We start from the raw sequence: 601 nt of genomic DNA, 5'->3' as shown, positions 1-601 counted from the left end.
GTCGCGGCATGGCAACTGTGTTCACGCGAATGCGGTTTTGTCCCTGATGATAGCGTTGAGGGTGACCAGAAGCTTCCTTGCGACGGCGACGATGGCGAGTTTCTTTGATCCGGAACGTGCGGCAAGGGCGACGTAGAAAGCTTTGAACCGGTCATTGGCGCGGATGGCGCCGAGCGCCGCCATGTAGAGAGCTCGCCTGACCCGCGGGCGGCCACCTGTGATCTTGCTCCTATGTTTGAGCTTGCCGCTCTCATTGTCGAACGGGGCAAGACCAGCAAGGGCTGCGATCGACTTGGGCGAGCGCTGGCCGAGCTCGGGCATGTGCGCCAGCAAAGAGAGGATGGTGGAGACGCCGGGCACGGAGACCATCAGCGCATAGTCGAGGGCGGTGTCCTCGGCTTGGCGAATGGTTTTGACGATCCGGCTCTCGAGCGCATCGATGCGTGTGTCGAAGTCGGCGATGACGTCTTGAAGGTCGTCGACAACGTCCGCGTCGAAGGCTTCGCTGAGATATCTCTTCAACCTCGCCCTGATCTCGACCAGATGGTCGCGGTGGCGAGCAAGCGACTGAAGGTGCTCGCCTTTCTCACAGGGCTCCGGC

1 protein-coding gene is annotated in these 601 nt (G+C 61.4%); it reads right to left on the bottom strand.

The genetic code is table 11. From position 1 onward, the window contains the following. Window positions 1-21: 21 nt before the first annotated feature. A partial coding sequence (locus tag AC1DVW_RS29700; protein WP_477327948.1) for a transposase occupies window positions 22-601 on the bottom strand: 580 nt, incomplete at its 5' end.

The sequence above is a fragment of the Mesorhizobium sp. P3_B5 genome, from assembly GCF_056402815.1.
Note: the sequence above shows the minus strand (reverse complement) of the source record. Positions and strands in the feature narration are given on the sequence as shown.